This is a genomic window from Staphylococcus sp. GDY8P94P (genome assembly GCF_017892255.1).
Lineage (GTDB): Bacteria > Bacillota > Bacilli > Staphylococcales > Staphylococcaceae > Staphylococcus > Staphylococcus cohnii.
This window is the reverse complement of the sequence record NZ_JAESKU010000005.1, coordinates 1-264: the sequence shown is the minus strand read 5'-3', so window position 1 is coordinate 264 and position 264 is coordinate 1. Positions and strand designations below refer to the sequence as shown.

Genomic DNA, 264 nt, shown 5'->3' with positions numbered 1-264 from the left:
TTTTGATATTGCAAAAGAGGGTTATTCGAATTTAATTTCAGGGCATAAAAAAAGTAAATACGATAAAAAATTGTTTATTGCTAGAAGAGAATTGAATGATAGTAGCAATTTGTATTCGATATTAATTTCAAAAATCATAGAAATTATTAAAAAATATGAGATTAAAACTAAAAATAATGTGATAGATGTTGGTACTGGTGAGGGTTATATTTTAAATGAAATTAGTAAAACATTTCTTGGTGAAAATGAATTCTTAGGTATAGA

General features: G+C 23.5%; 1 pseudogene. It reads left to right on the top strand.

From position 1 onward, the window contains the following. Window positions 1-264 (top strand): annotated as a pseudogene (locus KA926_RS03455) (hypothetical protein); the annotation flags it as partial.